Origin of the sequence: Lyngbya confervoides BDU141951 (genome assembly GCF_000817775.3) — a bacterium.
In the GTDB taxonomy this organism is placed as follows: domain Bacteria; phylum Cyanobacteriota; class Cyanobacteriia; order Thermosynechococcales; family Thermosynechococcaceae; genus Lyngbya; species Lyngbya confervoides.
The window spans coordinates 15,997-36,614 of record NZ_JTHE03000063.1 but is presented as its reverse complement, the minus strand read 5'-3'; the positions used below and the strand labels follow the sequence as shown (position 1 = coordinate 36,614).

Here is a 20,618-nt window from a genome sequence, read left to right as displayed (position 1 = left end):
ACCCAATCTCCTCCAACAGAAGCCTACCCCTAAAGAATATCAGGTCTGATGACTCACATCAAATCTTGGTCACACCCTCTGCAATTGCTGCTCGAACTCATAAAAATCGGGGATTATGACTCATGATTGTGGATCCCGCAAGACCCAGAAAATTGCTTGAGCAAGTCAGCGATCTCATGCGAGTTAAACACTATTCCTATCGCACCGAGCAAACCTACATCCATTGGATTCGCCGCTACATCCTGTTTCATAACAAGCGTCATCCCCAAGAAATGGGGGAACCTGAAGTCGAAGCGTTTCTCACTCATTTAGCCGTCCACGACAATGTAGCTGCATCGACCCAAAATCAAGCCCTTTGTGCCCTGGTTTTTCTCTATCGTCACATTCTGGATCTGCCACTCGCCGACTCCATTGAAGCAGTTCGAGCTAAACGATCCAGTCACCTGCCCACGGTCTTAACCCCCGCCGAAGTTCAACACCTGTTCCAATACCTTCAGGGAACCAACCAATTGCTCGCTAAACTCCTCTATGGAGCTGGCATGAGGATTACCGAAGGAATCCGGCTTCGAGTCAAGGATGTGGACTTTGCTCAGTCCCAAATCATAGTGCGAAACCCCAAGGGCAATCACGATCGCATTACGATTCTCCCCCAAAGCATTCAGCCCCTCCTCAAAGCTCAAATTCTACAAACTCAACAACTCCACGAAAATGATCTCGCCCAGGGATATGGGTCTGTGTATCTGCCCTTTGCCTTAGCGCGAAAATATCCCAATGCCGAGCGAGAATGGATTTGGCAATATGTCTTTCCTGCTGCTAAACGATCCATTGATCCCCGCAGTGGCAAGATCCGTCGGCACCATACGGATGATAGCGTTCTGCAACGCGCCATAAAGCGAGCGGCTCAACAATCAAAAATTCCAAAAAAGATTAGTTGCCATACTCTCCGCCACAGCTTCGCTACCCACCTGCTCGAAAACGGCTATGACATCCGCACCGTCCAAGAACTGCTGGGTCACAAAGACGTTAAAACCACCATGATCTACACCCACGTTCTCAATCAAGGTACATTAGGCGTTCGTAGCCCCCTCGATCGCTAATGGCAATCCCTATGCGCTTCACCCTGTCAGCCCTTTCTCTAGGTCTGTTGGCCTGCCTCGGCTGCACCAAACCCCAGCCGCCCCTGCCTCCCCCCCAGCCCCTCCCCAGCCAGCTCTCCCAACCCAACCTGCAACTGATGGAGCAGCCCATCAACCCAACCCTGCTGCCCAACCTCCTCAAATCCGGCCCCCTCGCTGAAACCACCACCCAGTGGAACCCGCATTTGCTGATTGGTAAACTCAAAGCCGATTCAGCCCGTCGCCCCACGGATTTAAACCTCTACTCTCTCAACGCCATCTACGCCGATAGCAATCAAAATCAGTATCAAGACGCAGAAGATAAAGGATTTTTTAACCCCGCCTCCACAATTAAAGTTGGCATCGCGGCCCTCGTCCTGGAAAAACTGAATCAACTGGACCTGCCCCGCGATAGCACCTACCAGTTTGCCAACTCAAACACCCCAATCTCCATTGCCGAAGACATCCGCAAAGCCCTGATCATTTCCGACAACGACGCCACCAATCGCCTGATCCAGTTTTTGAGCTTCGATGCCCTCAATCACACCATCCAAGCCAAAGCGATCCCCTCCTTCATGGTGAATCGCCTCATGCTTGACCGTGGCACCCTCACCGACTCTCCCGCCATCACTCTCCAATCGGGCGATACAACCCAGCAACTCCCGGCTGCCGCCGCCACCGAGTCCTATCCCTGCTGGGAAAAGGATCAAACCCTCGGCAACTGCGCCACCGCCCAGGATCTTCTGAGCATCCTGACCCGGATCACCTACCCGCAGTGGTTTCCCCCTGAACAAAGCTTTAACCTGCGCCCCGGCGATCGCGCCTGGCTTCAGGAGACCCTTTCCCAAACCCCGCAACAGGCCGGTTTTCCAGGCTATGCCGATAACTACTGCCGGTTTTTACAGCCCCTCAGTCAGCAACAGGGTTGGGCCAACCTGCAAAGCAAATGCGGCGTGGCCCTGTTTTCCCACACCTACGTCGATACCAGCGTCATCCAAACCCAGCAGGGCGATCAATATTTTGTAATTCTGGCCCTTTCTCCACCCCGATCCCTCAGCGAAGCCCAAGTCCTCCATAAAATGAATCAGATCCTGGCCCAGCTGCTGCCCCAGTTACCCTGACCCGAATGTTACAAAAGCAAGGGAAGCGTTGCGATCGCCCAACTCAGCGCCCAGAATTATAAAATCACCCCTGGAAACTGCTCCCGTCCCCGCGCACGCGCTCAACTTTCCCTCCATCAACTTTCCCCCATGGCCCATCCCTCCCACTCGGTTCCAGAACTTTTGGCCCATCGCTATCGGGTCATTCGAGTGCTCGGCGAAGGCGGGTTTGGCACCACCTACCTAGCGGCTGACACGCAGATGCCCTCCCAGCGCACCTGCGTGGTCAAGCAGCTCAAACCCATGACGGAAAATCCCCAGGTTGCTGCATTAGTCCGAGATCGATTTCAGCGGGAGGCTGCCATTCTAGAAATGCTGGGAGACAAGCACGAGCAGATTCCTCGCCTCTATGCCAACTTTGCCGAAGAAGACCACTACTACCTGGTTGAAGAATGGATTGAGGGAGAAACCCTCAGCAACCGGGTTGAAACCTCCGGTCCCCAAGATGAGGCGTTTGTGCGCCATTTGCTGCTGCAGGTGCTGCCAATTCTGGACTATATCCATCAGCACCAGATGGTGCATCGTGACCTCAAGCCCGACAATATCCTGCTGCGTCGCGAAACCCAACAGCCGGTTCTCATTGACTTTGGGGCCGTGAAGGAATCCCTGCGAACCCAGGATCCAGGATCGCAGGGCCACTATTCTCAATCCATTGTGGTGGGCACCCCTGGCTTTATGCCCGCTGAGCAGTTAGCGGGCTATCCCGTATTTGCCAGCGACATCTACAGTCTGGGCATGACCGCCATTTATGCCCTCACCGGCAAAATGCCCGCCTTGCTGCCCCCGGATCCCGTCCAGGGCACCCCGCAATGGCGACCGGCGGTGCCTCACCTCAGCCCTGACCTCGCGGATATCCTGGATCGATCCATTCAGATGACTGCTGATCGCCGCTTTCCGTCCGCTCGAGACATGCTCCTGGCCCTGCAGCCGGAAACCGTGGTGCAGCATCCTAAGGTCCCGGTGCCTTCTCCCCCCTTACCCGAAACCCTTCGAGACCCCATACCTGCGCCGCCGCCGAGAACGGCCCGCGCGCGGCTGTGGATATTAGGGGGGGCCACTGCTGCGGTTGTGGCAATTGGAGCGATCGCCCTGAGCACTTTGGACATCACCCTGGTCACCCAACAATCCACCCCAATTCCCAGCCCCCCCAATCCACCCACCGCTCCGCCACCCGCCGATTCTCCGAGTCCCCAGCCCACGGAATCGCCGTCGCCCGCCGCCGCTAGCCCGCCTGCCAGTCCAGTGGTCCCCAGTCCAGCAGTCCCCAGTCCAGTGGTCCCCAGTCCAGTGGTCCCCAGTCCCCCCACCAGTCCAGGAAGCGAATCCACGGTGGTCATTCAGCGCAACCGCAGTCGCAACTGGGCCTACATGGGAACAGCGGTCACGGGAGAACAGGTGTTTGTGGACAATGCCAGCATTGTGCCCACCGGAAGCCAGACCCAGTTCACCTACCGGATTGGAAGCGAACAGCTAGAGGCCCAGGCCGCCTGCGCCAGCAATCAGTGGTTTGTGAAGGACTATGGCTGGTATAGTCCCCAAAGTGAGGCAACCCAGAGCATGCTGGATTACGTTTGTCGCTTCTAGGCCGTTGAGTTGATTTTTTGGGCTCCGCCCCGATATAGTCCCCCTGGCAGGACTGGCCCAATCCTGAGCCTGAGGAGGGCCGAGGCCAGGACGCTATTTTGTAAACAAGCATTGACTTATCCACAGATATAGCGTTAACGTTGCAATGCAAACAGAATTTTGCGCTATATATGAGTCACCCCAAGGTTTGCGGACAGGGTTTTGCACGCAACTGCAGGGGGTGTGTTTTGTGCCCACGCCCGTCGGAACCCGCATGATTGCCCAAGTTGAACCCAAGCGAATGGACCTGGAAACGGGGGGGCTACCCGCCATTGAGGGAATGGTTCAGGTCTTTACCGCAGCCCAGCGCAGCTTTTTTACCGCTGTGATCGCCCAAGCCATCCAAACCGCGGCCCAGGGACGTCCCACCCTGCTGGTGCAGTTCCTGAAGGGGGGAATAGGCATGGGGCCAGATCAGCCCATTCAGCTTTGCCAAAACCTGCGCTGGATCCGCTGCGGACTCCCCAACTGCGTGGGAACCCCCTCCATCACCGCCGCAGAACAGGCGCAAATTTCCGCTCTTTGGCACTATACCCAAACCCAAATTCAGTCCGATCAATTTTCCCTGGTGATTCTAGACGAGTTAAGTCTGGCGCTTCATTTAGGCTTCATCCCAGAGGCAGAATGCCTGGCCATGCTGGAGGCGCGCCCCCGTCGTTTGGATCTGGTCCTGACCGGTCCGCACATGCCCGAGGCAATCCTAAACCTCGCCGATCAGATTACAGAGCTCAGACGGAGCGTGTTTGCCTGAGGGAAGGACTGCCGCTGCTCCCCAACAAACCTGGTAAACTGAGGCTTTGAATTACCGCGACCGTAAGCAAGAACTCTCCCCTGAGCAGGCACTGTGATTAAGAACGATCTGTGGATTACTGAACGGGCAAAGCAAGGCATGATCCAGCCCTTTGAGCCCAAACTCGTGCGTCAATTGGAGGGGGCAGCGCAGCCACTGCGGGTCATTAGCTATGGCCTCTCCTCCTATGGGTATGATATTCGCCTCAGTCCCCGGGATTTTCGCGTCTTTCGTCACATTCCCGGCACCATTGTGGACCCCAAAAACTTCAATCCCGCCAATTTAGAGCCAGCCGCCCTGCACCAGGATGGGCAGGGTCAGTATTTTATTCTCCCGGCCCATTCCTATGGCCTGGGCGTTGCCCTAGAGCGCCTGGAGGTTCCAGAAAATGTGTCGGTGATTTGCATTGGAAAATCAACCTATGCCCGCATTGGCTTGATCGCCAACCTCACTCCGGCGGAGGCTGGCTGGCACGGACACCTGACCCTGGAATTTTCTAATTCCTCCAGCGCCGACTGCCGTATTTACGCCAACGAGGGAATTGTGCAGCTGTTGTTTTTTGAAGGCGATCCCTGCGAGATCAGCTACAACACCCGTCAGGGGAAATATCAAAACCAGGATGAGGTAGTAACCTTAGCCCGTCTCTAGACCGAATCCCATCCCTTCCCATCTCTGGACAGGGCCGCCTGATACAACACCGCAAACCTTGGTTTTCATAGATGGCGATGGTGGGCGGTCTCTTTCATTGCCGTTCCTGGGGCAGCCCCTCTGCTAATAAACCCTGGCATAATCAGCTGCGTCGGTTACAAGCTGTGAATGATCTTGGGGTAGAAATAGCTGCCCCATCAGAGATTGACGCTGGTGCTGCGTGAGGTGAGGCGCAGCATTGAGGCTTTCCACCAGGAGTTGATTGCCATAGAAATACTGATGCAAAATCGCTGTTTCCGCACCGCTCCAGTGCCAGTTAACCACCAGCCCGCGATGTTGCTTCAATAACTCGTACCAATCCTTCAGCCAGATCGCCCCATTTCGTTGCCACCAGTCTAGCTGGACTGTCCTACCGTGGGCATAGTCCGGCAGCTTTGCCTTAAGAAAGGCTAAATCGCGGAGAAAGCTGCGGTCTAGCCGGAAGATCTGTTCAAAGTTAAGGGCCACATAAATCTCCAGCAATCCCTGGATAGAATAGGACGCCACAACCTGCTCAATTTTTTGGACCAACCGGATCAGCGCCAGGTCTAGCGCCAAATCCGTGGCGGCTTGTCCGGATAAGAAGGTGGGCAAGGGCAGATGCCCCAGGTTCTCTATGGGACACAGAATAGAAAAATAAAAGGCACGAAGTGCCCAGACTGGATAGGGTCCCTCTAGAGCTTGGACACGCCCATGAATCATGGCCAGATAGTTACAAATTCGCGGATGGGCGCCAATCCAGACCCTCAGATGATCACACATCTGCTGCAAAAACGCCGTCTCCTCCGCCAGAAGATGGGAGGTTAACAAAATCACCTCATGCCAGTGAGGATCGGTCATGTGGTGAAGGAGCTGACTCAGACGATCTGGGGGGCCAGCCGCCATGTGGCGTGCGGTCAAATATTCCTGAAAGGTCAGGTGGGAAAATGCAAAAATCCCGCGGGCATGCTCCACCAGAAGCCCTTGCTGCGACACGATCTGCTGAAGCATTTGCTCAGCCTGGCCTTGTAAAACTTCAGTCCCTGCCGGTTGGTTTGCTTCCCCAAACACTGTCTGGAGGGCTTGGCGCACAAGCTGCACGAGGTCTGCACGCTCCACATAGATCTTCTCCCGCTCAGAAAGATTAGCGGCAATCAGGGTCAAAATCCCCAACAGATCGCCAGGCGCAAGAGCCAGACCCGATCGGTCAATGCCGCGGGCCTGGTCCCAACGGCTGAGAAAAATCTCCAGAGCATACTGGTAGAGCTTAGCTCGATGGCTAGGGAGCGATCGCCGCTCTAGAAAGATGGAACAGATTAAGGTCAGCAGAATTGGGGTGCTCGTCAGGCCTAAAAGGGGCTGATTAGATTTGCGGTAAAGCTGCTCAAGACAGTGCTGAGCCAGCACTGATCCCCGCTGGGGTGGGGGGGCAACCGCATTAAAAAATTGGCGCGTAAACTGTTCAATCTGGGGCCGGGAAAAATCCGCCAGCTCTACATAGGTAAACCCCTGAAACAGGGGGCGCTGGGATGAAATCCGGGCGGTCACCACCATGCGATTGCCCCCGTAGCTGGAAAACCACTGCTGCAGCGCCAGGGTCAGCGGAGACTGTATCCCATCGGGCACTTCATCGAGTCCATCAAAAAGCAGCAGCATCCGACCCGTCTGTAGCGCTGACTCAATCGCCTCCATCGGAATGTCCCGCCATCCCCCTTGCCGCTGGATCAACTCTGCCAGAGAGGAAAAGCCTCCGTCAGACGGGTGATCCGTCCCCACACTGCGCAGGGCAATCAAGACCGGAATGAACTCTGGAAAAAGATGGTTCTCTAAGCAGGCGATCGCCAAATACTGGAGGAAGGTGGTTTTCCCGGCACCCGGCTTACCTAGCAGCACGAGCTTTGAATGGGTGCTGACGCTTTGCAGCGCCGGCCAGGAGGTGAGGGATTCCTGACCCCGAGCCTGGGCCGAAAGATCAGCAATTTCCAGCCAGCGCTCATGGGTCAACGTGGGCAGAATGTGAAGCGGGGTATACAGGGCTTGGACTGACAGGGGCTGGTGGGCGGTAAAGGGCGAAAGCAGTGGAGTCCACTGATCTTGAACCGCTGCTTGCAGCTGCTGCTTAATCTGGGCCACGGTGGTGGCGGGTTGGTCCGGGGCCGCTGGAGGAGGGTCTTCTTGCTCAGCGATATCTGTCCAATCCAGGTTGAGTTGAAAGCACAGTTCCATGAAAATGTGGCGATCCACTGCTCGGCCTGAAAAAAATTTCCAAACCGACTGGCGAGTCTCTAGCCCCACCTGATAGGCCAAATATTCCTGGGTCCAGCTGGTTCGTTCGAAGGCTTGCTTTGCCAAGGCTCGACCTGTGATTGATGCCTTCAGCGATCGCTTGGCCATCGGCACTTCCTGTCTACAATACGCTGCTCTTAGGGTGCCCCCTCCCCGTCTGGACCCGACCGTCCGGGCCTTAAGGGGGGCTCTCCGGGGAGTGGGAATATCCCCGGAGGGGGGAGAGTGTGATAAGCTCTGACAAGAGGAAGTCAGAGATTCCTTAACCGTTCACGTTCAGAACCTTATACATCGAACCCCATCCGATGGCTGCAACCTTGGTTTCGAGCTTGCGGCTTTTTTAGCGGGTTGGGGGCAAGGTCTGAAGGTGTTCCCCGGAGCTGCACTGGCTCCACGGGGATAGCATCCAGGCAATCTCGTCCCTGGAGCATAACCTTGCTAAAAATTTTCCTGCTCACAACAGAGGAGACAATTATTTGGTCATGATGAATCTTCAGTTCATTACCCGTCTGATTCAACATTACAAGCCTGCAACGGCAGCCGTGAGCGCCCACTGCGACGGTCCCTGCGGCGTGTATGACCCCTCATCGGCCCGCATTGCCGCGGAAGCTGTACTCTCGATGACCAAGAAAATTCTTGATCTACAGCCGCCGGCTGCGGGTGATGTGACCGCCAGGGTCGCCTACGAAAACACAATCTCGCGCTACATTGCGATTAAGGAAGAGCAGGCTCAAATCACAAAGGACGAGCTACTCATTCTCTGGACAGACTACTTCAAGCCCCAGCACCTGGAGCAGTTCCCAGACCTGCACACCACCTTCTGGCAAGCGGCTAAGCTTTGCTCCTCTTGCAAAGTAGAGGTCAGCCAGCAGCACGCGAGCGATTTAATGAGCGCCGTCGAGAAAATTCACTCCATGTTTTGGGCCACCAAAAACCGAGAGGTGGCTTGGTATACGGCCAGCTAAAGTCCCCAAGTCCAGTGCTGATTATAGCGCTACAGCGCTATAATCAGCGCCATCCTACAGGTTGAGCCAGGTTCCCTCTTGTGTCCAGGAGGGAGGCTGGCTTCTTGTTTTATCAACCGGAGCGAATGTTAACACTGGAGCAGATTGATATATGTCTCCCCCTTCTCCTGTCCAGCTGATTAACGGGGTCGAGTTTTTGCTGTGGCTGGCAGGACGTCGTCAGCGCCTAGTGGTTTACCACCGGTCCATGGTTCCCACCCTGCAACCCGGCGATGAAATTCTTTTCAACCCCCGATCCTACACACAGCGACGACCCCAGCCCGGAGAAATTATTGTCCTGGTCCACCCTCAACAGCCCGGCTTGCCCCTGGTAAAGCGCGTGGAACGCATTCTGGAAGAAAAAATTTGGGTGGTGGGGGATAATGGGGAGGCCAGCACCGACAGTCGTCAGTTTGGAGCCGTGGATCTCCCCCAGGTGCTTGGGCAGGTAACCTGCATTTTTTCTCGCCCGGTCCTGGCTGTGCCCCTCAAGCCCCCTGCGCGTCGCTAGATCCTCCCGAAGAGGCTGCCGGTTTCATGGGCCAAGAGCCACTGTTTGCGCTGTAAACCCGCAGCGTAGCCCACCAGAGTCTGATCTCGCCCCACCACACGATGGCAGGGTAAAAAGATCAGCACTGGGTTCAGGGCATTGGCACGCCCAACGGCCTGGGCTGCCCCCGGTCGGTGAATTTGCTGGGCTAAGTCTCCATAGGTGCGCGTGGATCCAGGTTGAATGGTGGACAAAGATCCCCAGACCTGCCGTTGAAAAACACTGCCGCCAGGATCAATGGCTATCCCCTGTAAGGCATCTAGCTCACCGCTAAAGTAGGCCTTGAGACGATCCCTGGCCTGGAGCAGATGCGGACGGGGAATCAAAGAGACAGGACCGTAGCGCTTGGTCAGCAATCGATGCAGCCGGGGTCGGCAATCTTGGAAATCAACGCTAAGCAAACGGCTGGCATCCGCTACAATATCGATGATGCCTAAAGGTGACGGCGTGGAATCTATAAACAGATCGATCATCGGGGGGACTGACTCAGGGCAGGATGAGCGTTGTGTTAAAGGGGTTCTACATATCATTGAGGTTCAGACTCTATTTTAAGTGCTTCAGGGAGTCAGTGTTTAATTCAGTGTTTAATCAGTGTTTAAATAGAGCCTTCAGCCAAGATTGTGGCCGCCGTTTGGGTCATCTTTATAGGACAAGCTAAAATCAAGGCGTCAATTCTATCAGTTGGTCAACGCATGACCAGTGGCCCCTGTTAGGGACACAAGGGTCCCCGCCAGGTTTTTTCATTGTTCTCTCTCTGCTGTCAGTAAAACCTAAGAATCTCCACCCTATGCCCAGCTTAAGCGTCCCGTTGCGATTGGTTGGTTCTGTTGTTTTAGCCAGTTTTTGTCTGGATTTACTCCCCCTAGCGCGTCCGGGTTTGACCCAGTCCCCGGTGGCCATCGGACAGTTGAACAATAGTCCCAAGGCCATTGTGGATGAGGCCTGGCAGGTGGTTCATCGCCACTATGTGGACCGCGACTTTAATCAAGTGGATTGGGTGAAGACGCGCCATCAGCTTTTAAGCCGTCGCTATAGCAACCATCAGCAGGCCTATGCAGCCATCCGTGGCGCCCTGCAGCCCCTTAATGATCCCTATACGCGGTTTATGGATCCCCAGCAGTTCCGACAGCTCACGGTTCAAACCGCTGGGGAGTTAACCGGGGTGGGAATCATGATTCTCAATGATGCTCAAACGGGCCGTCCATTTATCGTCAAAACGCTGAAAAATTCTCCTGCCGAGCGCTCGGGCCTGCAGGTGGGAGATTGGATCTTAAGTGTGGACGGTCGCAGTACGGTGGCAATGGAGGCCCAGGCCGTGGCGAGTTTAATCCGGGGAGAGCCAAACTCAAAGGTGAAGTTAGAGATTAGTCGGACGGGCGTTCCAGCGTTTCAGGTGGAAATTGCTCGGGAGATTATCCAGGTCCAGACCGTTCAGTATCAAATGAAGCAAGCGGAAAATCGCCGAATTGGCTACATCCGCGTCACGGAGTTTAGCAGCCATGCCGCCGAGCAGATGGCCAATGCCATTCAAGTTTTAACCCGCGATCGCGCCGATGCCTTTGTTCTGGATTTACGGGGCAATCCTGGGGGGCTGTTTGAAGCCTGTATCGATATCGCGCAGATGTGGTTGAATCAGGGCATGATCGTGCGCACCGTGGATCGCACTGGCAAGTCCGAGCGCTTTTTTGCCCGCCAATCCGCCCTCACCAATCGTCCAGTGGTGGTGCTGGTGGATCAAAACTCCGCCAGCTCTAGCGAGATCTTGACCGGAGCGCTCCAGGATAATCGTCGCGCGGTGGTGGTGGGCACTAAGACCTTTGGGAAAGCCCTGGTCCAGGCGGTTCACCAGTTGGCCGATGGGTCTGGGTTGGCCGTTACGGTGGCGCATTACTATACCCCGAAGGGAACCGACATCAGCCGCAAGGGCATTACCCCTGACTTTACGGTGCCACTCTCGCAAGCTCAGGCCTTCCAGCTAAAATCCAACAGTCAACTGCTGACCACCAACTTGGATGCTCAGTATCAGCGAGCGGTGGAGATCCTCTCTCAGCACCTCTCCCAGCGATCTCAGGAAGCAGTGCGATGGGTGGAGGGGGTTCCCGAATCGAGATCTCAGCTTCCGGTTTCTCCAGCCGCTTCCCCTGCGCAGCTTCCGGTGGGTGCGATCTAGCATGGGTCAATGTTAAGCAAACCACCCTTAAACAGCGAAACATTTAGCCGCTGGACACGCAGTCTCTAGACACGAAATAGATCAAGGAAGGATGGGTCAGAAAATTCGTTGGATCTTAGGGATCATTCTGCTGCTGGGGGGAGGATGTTCCCTCTACGTCTGGTATCAATTTATCCGTCTCCCGAGCTGGTATACCCAATCTCCGGATCAAACCCGTCCAGAGGAGGGGGTGTTGCGGCAAGAAGACTTTGATGATCCCGATGAACTTGCCCAGATCAAGGCAAAATTAACCCGAAAGGTGGCGGCTCAGGCTCCAGGAAATCAGGAGACTCCCGGAGATTCGGAGACCGTGCCGCCTTCCGCAGGGGCCTCGACTCCATCGATCCAGTCCCGTTCTGCGAACTCCAGTGCTGGCAATCCCCCTAGAGCCCATCAAAGGCCGGTGGAGTCTCCCTCGCCCAGGCTCGCCCAGGGGGGCGCAGCAACCCCTGCCTCCCCCGAACCGCGATCGCTCACCTTAAACGCCGGAGAACTCAATGAATGGGTGGCGGTGGCGGTCAGCGAGTCCCGTCGAGCCAAGCCAGTGCTGCCCGCGATCCAGGGCATTAAAACCCACATTGATCAAGGGCAGGTGACCAGTGAGATCCTGGTGAATCTAGCGGCGCTAGATTCAGCCCAGCTTTCCCGCGGACAGCAGCAGCAGGTTGAAAAAATGCTGAAAGTTCTGCCCGCCATCGCCCGTCAAAACGTCTTGATCACAATTCGGGGCAAACCTCAGGTTCAAGGAGGAAAGCTGTATCTACCCCCGGACAGTACCGTTGCCCTGGGAGGGGTCCGCCTCACCCTGGAAGAACTGGGACAAACCCTTGGCTTGCCGGTCCATCGCCCCTTGCCCTTGAATTTGAACCTGGGAGATTTTCAAGTGGAGCAAGCGCAGATTCGCGACAGACAAGTGACCCTCAGCGATCGCTAACCCCGTTGTTTAAATTCCCATCGCGCATTAATCCGCCACTTCCGAAGCAGCTGGAGCAGATTGCTTCGATCTGGTTTTAGAGGATCCAGCCTTGGGAGCAGCAGCCTTCCCCTCGGTAGCCTTGGCCTTGGGCGTTCTGGATTTAGAGGTTTTAGCTTGGCTGGTTTTGGACTTTGTGGTTTTAGTGCGGCTGGTTTTTGCCCTGGTTGATTTTGCTTTGCTGACCTTGGCGGTTGATTTTTTCTTAGATTTTTTCGCCCCCTCCTTGGTAGCCAAAAGCTCCAGAGCCAAATCCAGGGTCATAGACTCCACGGTTTGCCCTTCTGGGAGTCCCACATTGGTTTTATTGTGCTTAATGTAGTGACCGTAGGGGCCTTCGTAAATATTCACCGGCGTCTCATCTTCGGGATGCTGACCCAAAACCCGGAGCGGCTCCTTGGTCCGGCGTCCTCCGCGGGTTCCCTTGGGCATGGCCAGTAGCTCCAAGGCCCGCTCTAGTTGAATGTCGAACAAACTGTCGTCCTTCTTCAGGGAACGATAGTCTTTTCCGTCCTTGCCCTGGTCGTGGACCACGTAGGGGCCGAAGCGTCCTAGCCCCACCTTGACGGGTGCCCCTGTGTCGGGATGATCACCGAGTTTACGTGGCAGCGCGAGCAGCTGGACCGCCTGATCCAGAGTGATCTGGTCAGGATCCAATCCCTTGGGGAGTGAGGTCCGCTTGGGCCGCTTATTGCTCTCTGAAACCTCGCCTAGCTGAACGTAGGGGCCATAGCTTCCCAGCAGGACAAAGATCGGCTCCTGGGTTTCTGGATGAACCCCCAGCTTTTCTGGTCCTTCGATTTTTTGCTTGAGAATGACCTCAATTTGCTCAGGGGTGAGATCGGCAGGGGTCATATCCTTGGGCAAGGACGCCGTGACGGACTCTTGGTCGTGCTCAGCCTCAACGTAGGGGCCAAATCGACCAATTCTTACCGTCGCCTCAATATTATCGAGCCGAATCGTCCGGGCTTCACTGGAGTCAATGGCACTTTCTCGTTCCTTGACTAGATGATCCAGTCCGGTTTCCCCCAGATAGAACTCTTGCAGGTAGGGGAGCCATTCCGCTTCCCCAGTAGAAATTTCATCCAGGGTTTGCTCCATGCGGGCCGTAAATCCTACATCCACTAAATCGGGAAAATGCTTATCCAACAAATCCGTGACCGCAAAGGCGGTAAAACTGGGCTGAAGGGCATTCCCCAGGCGCTGGGCATAGCCTCGGTCAATAATGGTGCCAATGACAGTTGCGTAGGTGCTAGGACGGCCAATGCCTTCTCGCTCCAGAACCTTCACCAGGGAGGCCTCGGTGAAGCGTGCCGGAGGCTGGGTCTCATGACCGACGGCGTCTAGGGTTTGGCAGTTCGGCTGATCTCCCACCTGGAGCACGGGCAAGATCACTTCCTGATCGTCGATGGCAGCATCGGGATCGTCCGACCCTTCCACATAGGCTCGGAAAAATCCTGGGAAATCAATGCGCTTGCCGCTGGAACGAAACCCCGCTGTTGCGATGGTCAGGTCAACGGTAATGTGCGTCTGGCGCGCCTCTGCCATCTGGGTGGCCACGGTGCGCTTCCAAATCAGTTCGTAAAGCGATAGCTCGGTGGATTTCAGTCCGGTTTCCTTGGGGGTACGAAAGGTTTGCCCGGCCGGTCGGATCGCCTCATGGGCTTCCTGAGCGCCCTTGGATTTGGTGTGATACTGGCGAGGCTTTGGACTGAGGTAATCGCTCCCGTAGAGGGTCTCAACACAGCTCCGGGCCGCAGCGATCGCCTGCTTAGAGAGATGCACCGAGTCAGTTCGCATGTAGGTGATGTAGCCCTTTTCGTAAAGGCTCTGGGCCACCCGCATGGTTTCGCGGGCAGAGAGGCGCAGCTTGCGGTTGGCTTCCTGTTGCAGGGTTGAGGTGGTAAAGGGAGGAGCGGGCTTGCGCGTTACGGGACGCTCTTCAATGTTGGCCACCGCCCAGGACTGGCCGGTGAGCCGGGCCTGCAGCGCCCGAGCGTCGGTTTCAGAGAGCAGGACCACATCCCGGCCCTCTACAATCTGGCCAGTATTTTCGTCAAAGTCGCTCCCCGTGGCCAGCTTTTTCCCCTCCAGGGTCACCAGCTTTGACTCAAAGCTAGTGTTGTCCTTTTCCAGGACGGCCTTCAGATCCCAGTAACTTCCCTGCACAAAGGCCAGTCGCTCTCGTTCCCGCTGCACCAGCAGCTTAACCGCCACTGACTGCACCCGCCCTGCGGACAAGCTGGGCGCAATTTTCTTCCACAGCAGGGGAGAGAGGGTATAACCCACCAGCCGATCCAGGATGCGGCGGGTTTCCTGTGCCCGGACCAGCCGCTGATCCACCTCACGGCATTTCTGCAGGGCAGCATGAATCGCATCATCGGTAATTTCGTGGAAGACCATTCGCCGGGTGGGAATTTTGGGCTTTAGCACCTGCAACAGGTGCCAGCTAATGCTTTCCCCTTCCCGGTCTTCGTCCGTTGCCAGCAGCAGCTCATCCGCCTCCTTCAGGGCCGACTTCAGTTCGCTCACCACCTTTTTCTTATCCTTGGGGATGACGTAGAGCGGCTCAAAGTCCGCCTCAACATTGACCCCTAAGCTGGACCATTTCTCGGACTTGACCTTAGCCGGGATTTCGCTAGCATCTCTGGGTAAGTCACGAATGTGCCCCATGGAAGCCTCAACTCGATAACCCTTCGGCAAAAAGTTCCGAATGGTGCGAGCTTTCGTAGGAGACTCAACAATGACAAGTGTTGACATACAGATCCAAAGACTCAGAGATTTACGATAGACACAGATGCGGGAGGCACAGATGCCGATGGGACCCGAGGGGACGGCTTGGCCTAAACCCAGACTATCAGAGCAAGCTTAGAAAACGTTAGGCAGCCTGGATGGGTTCTCGATCATTGGCTTCTGCACCCGGTGTCTCAAGGAGAGGCAACCTCTCTTCAATTCACCCTTAAGGTTACTCTAACGCTCGTAACGTCAGGGACACCTCCCATGGGAGAGATTTTAAGCCACCTTTCCCGGATAAGTCCCACATATTTTCCAATATTGAAACCCTTTAAATCCTGTGGGTTCTTACGGAATTTTCCTGCCTAAACCTTACTACTTTGCAGAAAAATCGTTATTTTCACGGAGTCGGGTCCAGAATCGGCCTTTATATTACTTCATAGAACTTTGAATAGAACTTTAAAATAGAACCTCAAATTAGATCCTGCGGGACGCACTCGGGTGAGGAAAATTCAGCCCGGCGTTCTAGGATCAACTCTAGGATTAACCCATGCGTACAGGATGATCGAATGCGAACCTTAGTGGTGGCGACACAAAATCCAGGCAAGCTTGCAGAGCTGCAGCAGTTATTGGGGCAGACCCAGTTCCAACTACAGCCCATGCCCCCGGAACTAGAGATTGCCGAGACAGGGGCCACCTTTCAAGAAAACGCGATCTTAAAAGCCCGTCAGACGGCTCAATATACCGGGCACTGGGCGATCGCAGATGACTCTGGCCTGGCGATTGAGGCCCTTGACGGGGCCCCTGGCATTTATTCCGCCCGTTACGCTGAGACGGCACAAGCGCGGATTGACCGGGTTTTACGCGAGCTGAAGGGGCAATCCAATCGCAGGGCACAGTTTGTTTGTCACATGGCCGTGGCCCAGCCCGATGGCCAAATCGTGGCCGAAGCGGAGGGAATTTGTCCTGGAGAAATTCTGGAGGCCTGTGTGGGGGCAGGAGGCTTTGGCTATGACCCGATCTTTTGGGTTCCCAGCCAGCAGCAAACCTTTGCCCAAATGGGCAGCGATCTCAAGCATGAAATTGGCCATCGGGGGCTGGCGCTGCAACAGCTTATGCCCCAGTTGCAGCACCTTTAGGCCTTCCCCAAAAACCTCAAAAAAAAGCGTCCCGCGGTGGGGACGCCCTGGATTTTAGTTTCCGGAGACTCTATTCAATCCCTTCGATCTTGTCTTCCAGTTCTTGATAGAGCTCCCGCAAGAGATCTAGATTCTCATCACTGGTTTCCCAATAGCCGCGACCGTTAACCTCCAGCAAGGTCATGACCACCTTACGGTAGGAATGGGGGTTAAGGTTTTTGAGGCGATCGCGCATCTCCTCGTCCTTGACAAAGGTGGTGTTGAAATCCTCATACACCCAGTTGTCCACCGCTCCCGCCGTGGCCGACCACCCCATGGTGAAGGTGAGACGCTTGGACAGCTCACGGACCCCTTCGTACCCATGACTGAGCATGCCCTCATACCATTTGGGATTGAGCATCTTGGTACGTGCATCCAGGCGCACGGTTTCAGAGAGGGTGCGCACCTGGGCATTGGCCGTGGTGGTATCTGCAATGTAGGCGCTGGGCTTTTTGCCATCTTCGCGCAGGCTCGCCACCAGCTTGGTGGGATCCGAGTCGAAGTAATGGGAAACATCCGTCAGAGAAATCTCTGAGGAATCCAGATTCTGGAAGGTGGCATCAGCGGTTTTTAAGGAAGCCTTAAAGAGGTCCTGAGACTGAGTCATCATGCCGGGATTGTCGGCATCAAAGGCAAAGGACTTGCGCTCAGCGTACATGTTTTGAAGCTCCTCCTCCTCGCCCCAGGAGCTGTTTTCAATGGCCAGATTGACGTTGGAAGAATAGGACCCCGAAGCGTTGGAGAACACGCGGGTGGCAGCCTGACGAAGATTAACGCCCATCTCCTCCGCCTGCTGCTTGGCGTGCTTGCGCACAAAGTTCAGATCGTCGGGCTCATCGGCTTCGGCGGCCATTTTCACCGCCTGGTCAATCAGGGCCATTTGATTGATAAACAGATCGCGGAACACCCCTGAGCAGTTCACCACCACATCAATGCGGGGCCGGCCAAGATCCTCGAGGGAAATCAGCTCCAGTTTGTTCACCCGTCCCAAACTATCAGGCTTGGGCTTGACCCCCACAAACCAGAGAATCTGGGCCAGGGATTCCCCGTAGGTTTTGATGTTGTCCGTTCCCCAAAGCACGCAGGCTATGGTTTCCGGGTATTGGCCATCGTTATCAGCCCTCTGGCGCTCGAGGAGCCGATCCACCACCGTTTTGGCGGACTGCACCGCGGCCTTGGTGGGGATGGACTGGGGATCGAGGGCATGAATATTTTTACCTGCGGGCAACACGTTCGGATTGCGGATCGGGTCGCCGCCCGGTCCAGGGAGCACGTACTCGCCATCCAACGCCCGCAGCAGACTGGTCATCTCCATATCGGCACACACCTGAGTCAGGCAAAATTGCAGATAGTCAAAGAGGGTCTTGAGCTGTTCTTCGTCCAGGTCCTTATACCCGGCCTTAATCAGCGCCTTCAGGTAGGCTGGCTTTTGCTTGAAGCCCAGCCAGCGTAATACCTTTTTGAGCCAGCCAAACCGTTCCACCATGGACACCCGACCTTCCCGGTTGGTGAGTTCGTTCACCATCGCCGCCACCGCTGCGCGGGTGGCCTCGGTAATTTTTTGGCCCAGGGCCACATCTTCCAGGACGTTGAGATCGCTGCCGCGATAAATATCCTCCATCTCCCGGCCCAGACTGCGAGCAAGGATGGAGGGCAATCCCACGATGCCCTCTTCTTCGCGATCCAGACTGGCAATATTCACCAGGGTGGCGATCGCCTCCTCAGCCGTGGGCGGTTTGCCAATGGTGTGCAGGCCGCAGGGCAGCAGCCGCGACTCAATTTCCATCAGCTTTTTGTAGACCGCGCCCACCAGAGAATCTCGGTCTCCCGGACTGAGATCCGCGGCATCGGCCTCCGGCAGGTCAATGTCTTGATCCAGGTTCACCTGACGGCAGGTTTCCACGATGGTGTTGACAATGGCGATCGCCCGTGACCCTTCCCGCAGGGTTTGGTAGGATCCCACCAGATCTCCCAGCTCCTTGAGACCCTTATAGAGCCCTGCATTTTCAGCAGGCGGGGTGAGGTAGCTGATGGTATTGGCGTAGCCGCGCCGCTTGGCAATGGTTGCCTCGCTGGGGTTATTGGCTGCGTAGTAGTAGATATTGGGAATCGCACCAATCAAGTTATCGGGATAGCAGTCTCCGGACATACCCATCTGCTTACCGGGCATGAACTCCAGGGATCCATGGGTGCCAAAATGCAGCACTGCATCAGCCTGCCAGATCTCCTTGAGATAGGTGTAGTAGGCGGCAAAGCCGTGGTGGGGGCTAGCCGATCGCGAGTAGAGCAGCATCATCGGATCGCCTTCGTAGCCAAAGGTGGGCTGCACGCCGATAAACACATTGCCAAATTCCTTGCCGTACACCAGCAAATTCTGGCCATCGCTATTGAGCTGGCCTGGCGCGGGCCCCCAGTTCTCCTCTAGGCGCTTGGCGTAGGGCGTCAACTGCTCGTACTCCGCCACGGACATGCGGTAGGCAATATTGAGTTCCGGCGAGGCGTACTGAGCCTGGGCATCATGGATCACCTCTTCCATCAGCGCCTTGGCATCCTTAGGCAGATTCGGCACCTGGTAGCCCCCGGCCTTTAGCTCCTCCAGCACCCGATAAATGGAGCCAAACACATCCAGGTAGGCGGCGGTGCCCACATTCCCCTTATCGGGAGGGAAGCTGAACACCGTGATCGCCACCTTTTTGTCCGGGCGCGGTTTGCGGTGCAAATTTGACCAGCGGATCGCCCGCTCAGCAATCATTTCGACGCGATCTTGCAGGGTATGGGCCTTACCAGTGTTGCCATCGCGACCGGAGAGCACAATTGGCTCAATGGCTCCATCCAGCTCGGGAATGGCAATTTGCAGAGCCACCTGCACCGGATGCAGGCCCAGGTCGCTCTCTTCCCACTCCTCAGTGGTTTGGAACACCAGGGGCAGGGCCACCATGTAGGGGCGGTTTAATGTTTTGAGGGTTTCAATGGCCTTGGGATGATCCTGACGAGCCGGGCCACCCACCAGGGCAAAGCCGGTCAGGGAGACCACGGAATCCACAATGGCTTTTTCGCTCTCCAGGGGATCAAAGAAGTAGGCGTTCACAGACTTGGAAAAGTCCAGACCGCCATTAAACACCGGGATCACGAAGGCGCCACGATACTCCAGTTCGGAAATCACCGCCACATAGTGGGCATCATCCCCCGTGACAATGTGCGATCGCTGCAGCACCACCCCAATCACGGGGCCGTTCTTCACCGCATTGGAAATATCGCGCCGGGACTGGTACCAGTTCAGGTATTCCTTGATGTCCTCAAACATCTGCGGCGCCAGAGGGTGCCAGATGCCCTGGTCCGGATACACCACCGGATCGGCAAAGGCAATCTCTGGCGCGGCGTTGTTACCCTGAACAAACACATAGCGATTGGCCAACATCAGCAGGAAGTTTTCCAGATTATCTGCCGACCCGCCCAGCCAATATTGAAAGCTCATCATAAAGCTGCGCGCATCCTGGGCCTTCTCCACCGGCAGGTATTTCAACACCGTGGGCAGGGTCCGCAGCAGCTTGAGCATGGCATCTTCAAAGCTAGCCCCGTTTTTCTGGCGACGCTTTTTCATGAATTCGCCAATCACGCTCTTGGACTGCCCCAGTTGCGCCATGGAGAATGTTCCTAGCTTGTTGAGTCGCATCACCTCCGGCATGGAAGGGAACACCACCACCGCATCGAGGCGATCGCGGTGGGGCTTCACCGCCGCCACCACCTTTTCCGATAGATCTTCGATAAAAATCAACGAGCCAATAAATATATTCGCCTCGGCTACGTCTTGCTGGAACGCTGCGTAGTTCTCAGGCGATCGCAATTCTTCAATCAGGTAACCACTAATTTCCACCGCCAGGCTGGGATGGTTGCGATTAATGGAGGTGACGGCGGCAGATAGAGCGCTTTGGTACTGAGGCTCTAGTACGACATAGACCACCTTCACCAGCGATCGGCCCCGCAAATTCTCTGGGGCGATGTGTCTGATTGTGGACTTGACGTTAGTGAACATGCAGCGAGTCTCCTCTCAGGCTTGGGTAACGGACACAAGAATCTTGCTTTGACTGAAGATCTTAGGCTGAATTGCTGACCGACGGAAGCCGAGGTCAGAGGGCGGGAGTGCAAATCCCATCATTCAACACAGTTGCTCAGGATTCCCCTATTAAAACCTGCTTCCCCTGTCCCCTCTCCGCCAGACCCTGGATTCCAGGTCGAACTGTCACAATTTGATAAATGGCTTTCACTTTTCTTAACAGTCAATCGCCAAAAACTGCGTTAGAGACCTGCCAGGCGTTAAGAATTGCGATATT

Annotated in this window: 14 protein-coding genes; 10 read left to right on the top strand and 4 right to left on the bottom strand. The window is 55.6% G+C overall.

All coding sequences use genetic code 11. The features are described 5' to 3' along the window. The first annotated feature begins 122 nt into the window (after positions 1 to 122). The 5 genes from QQ91_RS12030 to dcd all read left to right on the top strand — a co-directional run bounded on the left by QQ91_RS12030 (position 123) and on the right by dcd (position 5,336). Entirely contained in the window at positions 123 to 1,097 is a 975-nt protein-coding gene (locus tag QQ91_RS12030) for an integron integrase (protein WP_166282353.1), read from the top strand. Next, positions 1,097 to 2,236, top strand: coding sequence for a serine hydrolase (locus tag QQ91_RS12025; RefSeq protein ID WP_201277441.1), 1,140 nt, complete (start codon positions 1,097 to 1,099; stop codon positions 2,234 to 2,236). The genes QQ91_RS12030 and QQ91_RS12025 overlap by 1 nt, the downstream gene beginning before the upstream one ends. A 129-nt stretch (positions 2,237 to 2,365) precedes the next feature. Further along, on the top strand, positions 2,366 to 3,859 hold the full coding sequence (locus tag QQ91_RS12020) for a serine/threonine-protein kinase (RefSeq protein ID WP_166282349.1): 1,494 nt from the start codon (positions 2,366 to 2,368) through the stop codon (positions 3,857 to 3,859). 229 nt (positions 3,860 to 4,088) lie between these two features. After that, positions 4,089 to 4,649 carry a P-loop NTPase family protein gene (locus tag QQ91_RS12015; RefSeq protein ID WP_349306866.1) on the top strand — a complete coding sequence of 187 codons (561 nt, stop codon included), beginning with the start codon at positions 4,089 to 4,091 and terminating at the stop codon, positions 4,647 to 4,649. 93 nt (positions 4,650 to 4,742) lie between these two features. Next, positions 4,743 to 5,336, top strand: coding sequence for a dCTP deaminase (dcd, locus tag QQ91_RS12010; protein WP_166282347.1), 594 nt, complete (start codon positions 4,743 to 4,745; stop codon positions 5,334 to 5,336). A gap of 123 nt (positions 5,337 to 5,459) precedes the next feature. Here the strand turns inward: dcd and QQ91_RS12005 are convergent, their stop codons facing one another. Then, positions 5,460 to 7,748: an NACHT domain-containing protein gene (locus QQ91_RS12005; RefSeq protein WP_166282345.1), complete on the bottom strand. Its 2,289-nt coding sequence runs from the start codon at positions 7,746 to 7,748 to the stop codon at positions 5,460 to 5,462. Between the two features lie 374 nt (positions 7,749 to 8,122). On the opposite strand from QQ91_RS12005, the gene sodN reads away from it, so the two are divergent. Next, a complete protein-coding gene (gene sodN, locus QQ91_RS12000) occupies positions 8,123 to 8,605 on the top strand; it encodes a superoxide dismutase, Ni (RefSeq protein ID WP_250833344.1) in 483 nt (160 codons plus the stop codon). A 151-nt stretch (positions 8,606 to 8,756) separates the two neighbouring features. Then, complete coding sequence (sodX, locus tag QQ91_RS11995) at positions 8,757 to 9,155, top strand: nickel-type superoxide dismutase maturation protease (RefSeq protein WP_166282343.1); 399 nt, start codon at positions 8,757 to 8,759, stop codon at positions 9,153 to 9,155. On the opposite strand, the gene QQ91_RS11990 is transcribed toward sodX, so the two are convergent. Then, positions 9,152 to 9,667 (bottom strand): methylated-DNA--[protein]-cysteine S-methyltransferase, encoded by a 516-nt coding sequence (locus QQ91_RS11990; protein WP_166282341.1) that lies wholly within the window; start codon positions 9,665 to 9,667, stop codon positions 9,152 to 9,154. The genes sodX and QQ91_RS11990 overlap by 4 nt on opposite strands. A 341-nt stretch (positions 9,668 to 10,008) precedes the next feature. Here QQ91_RS11990 and QQ91_RS11985 point away from each other — a divergent pair, with 341 nt between their 5' ends. Together QQ91_RS11985 and QQ91_RS11980 are read left to right on the top strand one after the other, a co-directional pair. After that, the gene (locus tag QQ91_RS11985) at positions 10,009 to 11,364 is read left to right on the top strand and encodes a S41 family peptidase (RefSeq protein WP_166282339.1); all 1,356 of its coding nucleotides are present in this window, start codon (positions 10,009 to 10,011) and stop codon (positions 11,362 to 11,364) included. Positions 11,365 to 11,455: 91 nt separating this feature from the next. Beyond that, complete coding sequence (locus QQ91_RS11980) at positions 11,456 to 12,337, top strand: hypothetical protein (protein ID WP_166282337.1); 882 nt, start codon at positions 11,456 to 11,458, stop codon at positions 12,335 to 12,337. Positions 12,338 to 12,364: 27 nt separating this feature from the next. On the opposite strand, the gene topA is transcribed toward QQ91_RS11980, so the two are convergent. Next, a complete protein-coding gene (topA, locus tag QQ91_RS11975) occupies positions 12,365 to 15,136 on the bottom strand; it encodes a type I DNA topoisomerase (protein ID WP_166282335.1) in 2,772 nt (923 codons plus the stop codon). A 542-nt stretch (positions 15,137 to 15,678) separates the two neighbouring features. On the opposite strand from topA, the gene rdgB reads away from it, so the two are divergent. Continuing rightward, a complete protein-coding gene (gene rdgB, locus QQ91_RS11970; protein WP_166282333.1) occupies positions 15,679 to 16,248 on the top strand; it encodes an RdgB/HAM1 family non-canonical purine NTP pyrophosphatase in 570 nt (189 codons plus the stop codon). A gap of 70 nt (positions 16,249 to 16,318) precedes the next feature. On the opposite strand, the gene QQ91_RS11965 is transcribed toward rdgB, so the two are convergent. After that, complete coding sequence (locus QQ91_RS11965; RefSeq protein WP_166282331.1) at positions 16,319 to 20,320, bottom strand: magnesium chelatase subunit H; 4,002 nt, start codon at positions 20,318 to 20,320, stop codon at positions 16,319 to 16,321. Between the last annotated feature and the right edge of the window lie 298 nt (positions 20,321 to 20,618).

Excerpts from the sequence above, each read along its gene's own strand:
- QQ91_RS11990 (WP_166282341.1), bottom strand. The coding sequence starts at position 9,667 with ATGATCGATCTGTTTATAGATTCCACGCCGTCACCTTTAGGCATCATC.
- sodN (WP_250833344.1), top strand. The coding sequence starts at position 8,123 with ATGATGAATCTTCAGTTCATTACCCGTCTGATTCAACATTACAAGCCT.
- QQ91_RS12005 (WP_166282345.1), bottom strand. The coding sequence starts at position 7,748 with ATGGCCAAGCGATCGCTGAAGGCATCAATCACAGGTCGAGCCTTGGCA.
- QQ91_RS12030 (WP_166282353.1), top strand. The coding sequence starts at position 123 with ATGATTGTGGATCCCGCAAGACCCAGAAAATTGCTTGAGCAAGTCAGC.
- sodX (WP_166282343.1), top strand. The coding sequence starts at position 8,757 with ATGTCTCCCCCTTCTCCTGTCCAGCTGATTAACGGGGTCGAGTTTTTG.
- topA (WP_166282335.1), bottom strand. The coding sequence starts at position 15,136 with ATGTCAACACTTGTCATTGTTGAGTCTCCTACGAAAGCTCGCACCATT.
- QQ91_RS11965 (WP_166282331.1), bottom strand. The coding sequence starts at position 20,320 with ATGTTCACTAACGTCAAGTCCACAATCAGACACATCGCCCCAGAGAAT.
- QQ91_RS12020 (WP_166282349.1), top strand. The coding sequence starts at position 2,366 with ATGGCCCATCCCTCCCACTCGGTTCCAGAACTTTTGGCCCATCGCTAT.
- rdgB (WP_166282333.1), top strand. The coding sequence starts at position 15,679 with ATGCGAACCTTAGTGGTGGCGACACAAAATCCAGGCAAGCTTGCAGAG.
- QQ91_RS12025 (WP_201277441.1), top strand. The coding sequence starts at position 1,097 with ATGGCAATCCCTATGCGCTTCACCCTGTCAGCCCTTTCTCTAGGTCTG.
- QQ91_RS11980 (WP_166282337.1), top strand. The coding sequence starts at position 11,456 with ATGGGTCAGAAAATTCGTTGGATCTTAGGGATCATTCTGCTGCTGGGG.